4 protein-coding genes are annotated in these 5211 nt (G+C 54.7%); all 4 read left to right on the top strand.

The window, feature by feature from the left end:
* On the top strand, nt 1-636 hold a 636-nt coding region (locus HOLDEFILI_RS03205), incomplete at its 5' end, for an MlrC C-terminal domain-containing protein (protein ID WP_006057973.1).
* A 78-nt stretch (nt 637-714) separates the two neighbouring features.
* Nucleotides 715-2127: a glycoside hydrolase family 1 protein gene (locus HOLDEFILI_RS03200; RefSeq protein WP_006057972.1), complete on the top strand. Its 1413-nt coding sequence runs from the start codon at nt 715-717 to the stop codon at nt 2125-2127.
* Nucleotides 2128-2160: 33 nt separating this feature from the next.
* Complete coding sequence (locus tag HOLDEFILI_RS03195) at nt 2161-3573, top strand: glycoside hydrolase family 1 protein (RefSeq protein ID WP_006057971.1); 1413 nt, start codon at nt 2161-2163, stop codon at nt 3571-3573.
* A gap of 102 nt (nt 3574-3675) precedes the next feature.
* A complete protein-coding gene (locus tag HOLDEFILI_RS03190; protein ID WP_006057970.1) occupies nt 3676-5079 on the top strand; it encodes a glycoside hydrolase family 1 protein in 1404 nt (467 codons plus the stop codon).
* Nucleotides 5080-5211 lie beyond the last annotated feature (132 nt).

Below are 5211 nucleotides of genomic sequence, written 5' to 3'. Positions count from 1 at the left end.
TACACCGGCACGACTGCGGCCCCGGACGAAGCGCTGGCGATGGCCCTGGCCTTTGACGGCAAGCCGGTCTTCATCACGGATTCCGGCGATAACGTTACCTCCGGCGCAATGGGCGCGAACACGTTCATTTTAAGACAGGTGCTGGCTCTGCCGGCGTTATCCAAGCGCATTCTGTTCGCCGCGATCAACGATCCGGCCGCTTGTCATCAGTTGATGGCCTGTGCGGAGAACGAACAGGTTTCCCTGCGTTTGGGGATGGGACTGGATGCATACAGCGAACCGGTCGATCTCGATGTCGTCGTGCTGCATCATGGCCGCCAGGCGGGAACCGCGATGTATGGTGAGGAAGGCGATTACGGACCGATCGTTACCGTGCGGCTGCCGGGGACACCGATTGATATCGCGGTCACTGACAACAATCATTCATTTGTCGAAATCCGTCAGCTGACCGCCTGCGGCATTAACGTGGAAGACTATGATATTTTCGTCGTCAAGCAAGGCTACATCCATCCGGAGCTGAAGGCTCTGGGCAAGCTGTGCGTGATGTCACTGACCGGCGGGGCGACGCCGCAGGATACCCGGCTTATTCCATTTAAACAAATCCTGCGCCCGATGTTTCCGATCGATGAAATTTAACGCTGTTCAGGAGCGGTTCATCGCCCGGCAATACCAGAGCTTTACTGCCCTTGTCAGTCTGTGCGGAGGAAGAATGGGATGCCGCCCATGAACCCAAACGGACAATTTCCCGCAGATTTTCTGTGGTCTGCATCCACCAGTGCCTGGCAGTTTGAAGGCGGCGCGCTGGACGAGGGCAAAGGGCCATCCGTTCAGGATATCCGGCCGGGTCAGCGGGAAATTCTGCGGACCGCCTCCGATCATCTGCATCATCTGGAAGAAGACGTCGCGCTGTTGAAAGCGCTGGGATTAAAGGCTTATCGCTTTTCGATTTCGTGGTCCCGCGTGCTGCCGCAGGGGCGCGGTCCAGTCAACGCGCAGGGACTGGCGTTTTATGCCCGTTTGATCAACCTGTTGAAGGAAAATCAGATAGAACCGATCGTCACGCTTTATCATGACGACCTGCCCTGGGCGCTGGCCAGGCAGGGCGGCTGGGCGTGCCGGGAAACGATCGACGCCTTTGAGGACTATTGCGGGCTGATGTTCGATCACTTCGCCGGGCAAGTCCTGTACTGGCAGCCGATTTGCGAGCAAAATCTGTTGACGATCGACCGGCTGCTTTCGCCCTCCGGTTCACTGGCGCAGGCGTTTCAGGAAAATCATCATCGGACGCTGGCGCAGGCCCGCGTCTTCCGGCGGTTTCATCAACGCGGATATCCGGGCTGGATCGGCCCGGCGCTGAACCTGGTGAAGGTTTACCCGCTGACGCCGGATCCCGAGGATGTGGAAGCGGCAATGAATATGGAATTGATCCGGAACTGGCTGGATCTCGATCTGGCCGTGAGCGGCCGCTATTCCGCCCCGGCCGCGGCGCTGTTAACCCGGCTGGGCGCGATGCCGAAGCTGGAGCCTGGGGATGCGGAAACTTTAAAAAGCGGGTTGGCGACGATGGTTTCGTTCAGCAGCTATACCTCGGTCACCGTCAAAAAAGGCGCGGCCGCAAGCTTTGCGGATCCGACCGGGATGAAATATGGCTTCAATCTGCCCGGAATCTTTGAAATTGTTAAAAATCCAAAGCTGGGAACGAGCGGTTTCGACTGGGAAGTCGATCCGGCGGGAACCCGCCTGATCCTGGAAGACGTGGCGCAGCGCACAGAGCTTCCGCTGTTCATCATCGAACGCGGCCTGGGATTGAAGGAAACCCCGGATACCCGGGGTGAGATCCGGGATGTCCGGCGGATTGCCTATCTGCGGAAACAGATCGAGCAGGCGCGGCTGGCGCTGGCGCACGGCGTCCCGCTGATCGGGTACTGCACCTGGAGCGCGTTTGATCTGGCCAGTACGCAAAACGGCTATCAGAAACGATACGGCCTGATCTACGTCGACCGGGAGGATGACGATCCCAAAGACTGCCGGCGGATTCCCAAGCTGAGCTATGCCTGGTTTCAAAAGGTCATTGCCAGCAGCGGACAGGATCTGGAACTGACGGAAAAGTCCAGCAACGAATCCTAAATAATTGAAAAATCAGAGAACGGAGGATAGGAAATGAAGGAAAAGTTTTTATGGGGCAGTGCGACTGCCGCTTATCAATGCGAAGGCGCCTGGGATGCGGAGGGCAAAGGCCCGAGCATCTGGGATCAATTCTGCCACAGCGTGAAGAACACGACCGGGATTACCGGCGATGTATCCTGCGACTTCTATCATCATTATCAGGAAGATATCCGGATGATGGCTGAAGGCGGTCAGAACACATACCGTTTTTCCATCAGCTGGTCGCGGATCGTGCCGAAGGCGGACCGTGTGATCAACGAAAAAGGCTTTGAATTCTATGACAAGGTTCTGACGGAATGTGAAAAATACGGGATTGTACCGAATGTGACCTTAGTCCATTATGACCTGCCGGATTATGTCGGCGATCAGGGGGGCTGGTGCTGGCCGGGCATTTCCGATGAATTCGCCTATTACGCAGCGGCGGTGTTCCGTCATTTCGGCGATCGGATTCCGCTGTACGTCACGATTAACGAACCGACGCACAACGCTTCGTGCTGTTACATGGTCGGCAATTATCCGCCGAACGAACAGGTCAATATGCAGCATTTCTGCGAGTGTGCCTACAACATGATTTTGTGCAACGCCAAGGCGATCCGCGAATTCCGCAAGCTGAAGCTGAACGCCAAAATTGGTTTGGTGCACGCTTCCTGCAGCGCTGAATCCGTGCTGGATACGCCGGCGTATCGCGAGGCAGTGGAAAACGGCGATCTGTTTACCAACGACTGGGTGCTGGATCCGGCGATCAAGGGCGAAATCCCGCAGAAGCTCATTGACAAGGTGAAAGCTTCCGGCATCGATCTGTCCTTTATGAAAGCGGAAGATCAGGCGCTGATCCGGGAAAACACGATTGATTTCCTCGGTCAGAACGCGTACAGCCGGCTGCTGGTCAAACCGTATATATCCGGAGAAACCTGTGCGACCGTCAACAACGCCGGAAACAACGATGGTTCCGGCAAAGCGGCGAAGGAAGGCAAGACCGTCAAGGGGTGGTTCGAGTCCGATACCGATCCGCGGGTTCCGCTGAATCCGTGGGGACGGGAAATTTATCCGCAGTGTATCTACAACACCTTGATCAAGCGGAAGCAGAAATATGGCGATATTCCGATCTATATTACGGAAAATGGTCATGGGGCGTATGACGTTGCGGATGAAAACGGCTGGGTTGAAGACGATGACCGGATCCAGTTCCTCCATGATTTCCTGGAACAGATCCTGAAGGCCAAAGCCGAGGGCGTGAACGTCATGGGCTATTATGTCTGGTCAACGATGGATCTTTACAGCTGGATCAATGGCTATAAGAAGCGCTATGGCCTGGTGCGCGTGGATTATGAAAAGGGGCTGAAGCGGATTCCGAAGAAAAGCTATTACTGGTATAAGCAGTTTATCGAGGAGCATCAGGATCTGTAACAAGCCAGCGGGAAGCCGACAGGCATGAAAAACAATTCATGAAGCGGCAGACCGGAATCAGGCTTATGACGAATCAAAAAGAAAAAAACAGGAGGTGAAATAATGCAGAAATCTGAATTTTTATGGGGCAGCGCGACGGCGTCTTATCAATGCGAGGGCGCGTGGAATCTGGATGGCAAGGGCGTTGGCGAATGGGATGTGTTTTCCCATGAAAGTCCGCTTAACATCAACGGAGCGACGGGCGATGTGTCCTGCGACTTCTATCATCATTATCAGGAAGATATCCAAATGTTAAAGGCCGGAGGCCAGAACTCCTACCGTTTTTCCCTGTCGTGGTGCCGGATTCTGCCGGAAGGCCGGGGCCGTGTCAATGAAGAAGGAATTGCGTTTTACAACCGGGTGATCGACTGCTGCCTGGAAAACGGCGTGGTTCCCAATGTGACGTTGTTCCACTACGATCTGCCGCAGGCGCTGGCCGCGCAGGGCGGCTGGGCGAACCGGGAAATCGTCGAGGCGTTTGCCGAATATGCCGAGGTGTGTTTCAAGGTGTTCGGCGACCGGGTCAAGCTGTGGGTAACGATCAACGAACCGAAATATTACGCCTATTGCAGCAATATCGTAGGCAATTATCCGCCGAACCACAAGCTGGATTTTGACCGTTATTTCAAGACGCTTTATCATGAAGCGCTGGCCAGTGCGAAAGCTGTCGCGGTCTACCGGAAGTTACATCAGGACGGGCGGATCGGGATTGTGCATGACAGCAGCAACGTCGAGGTCGCGCCGCAGACGAAGGATCCCCAGCGGATCCGGATGATCGCCGATCTGTTTTACAACAAGCTGATATTGGATTGCGCGATCAAGGGCGAACTGCCGGGCGCGCTGCTTCCGTGGCTGAATGAAAACGGGATCGACACTTCCTATGTGCGGTTTGAGGATGCGCTGACCTTGGCGGAAGGAAAAGTTGATTTCCTGGGACTGAATGTCTACAATCGATTCTATATTACGGATTACAGCGAAGGGGAAACCGAAGTTTTCCACAATAACCGCGGCGCAGGATCGGCGGCGAAGGAAGGCATCCGGATTAAGAACTGGTATGAAACAACGATCGATCCCTCGACGAAGCGTAATCTGTGGGGTCGCGAAATTTATCCGCGCTGCATGTTGAACACCTTGCGGGAAATCCGCGAACGGTATGGCGACATTGATGTCTACATCACGGAAAACGGTCACGGCTGTTATGAAACGCCGGATGAAAACGGCGTCGTGCAGGACGATGAGCGGATTGAGATGATGCAGGGCTATATTGATTATATGTTCCGCGCGATGGAGGAAGGCTGCCCGGTCCGGGGGTATTATGCCTGGTCGACGATGGACTTGTACAGCTGGGTGAACGGCTATGAGAAGCGTTACGGGCTGGTGCGCGTCGACTTTGAGGACAACTGCCGGCGAATCCCGAAGAAGAGTTATGGCTGGTATAAGCAGCTGATCGAAGATTTTCAAAAATAATCATTTCCTAATTGCAGCCGGAGTTGACGACAGCTCGATGCAATCGTGTTGAAAAGCACAGGGCCTCCCTTCCTGTGCTTTTTTCTGCTTCCATTTCTGCGATCCTTGGAATGAGTGATCGAAAAGGAATTC

This window comes from Holdemania filiformis DSM 12042, from assembly GCF_000157995.1.
Lineage (GTDB): Bacteria > Bacillota_I > Bacilli_A > Erysipelotrichales > Erysipelotrichaceae > Holdemania > Holdemania filiformis.
Note: the sequence above shows the minus strand (reverse complement) of the source record. Positions and strands in the feature narration are given on the sequence as shown.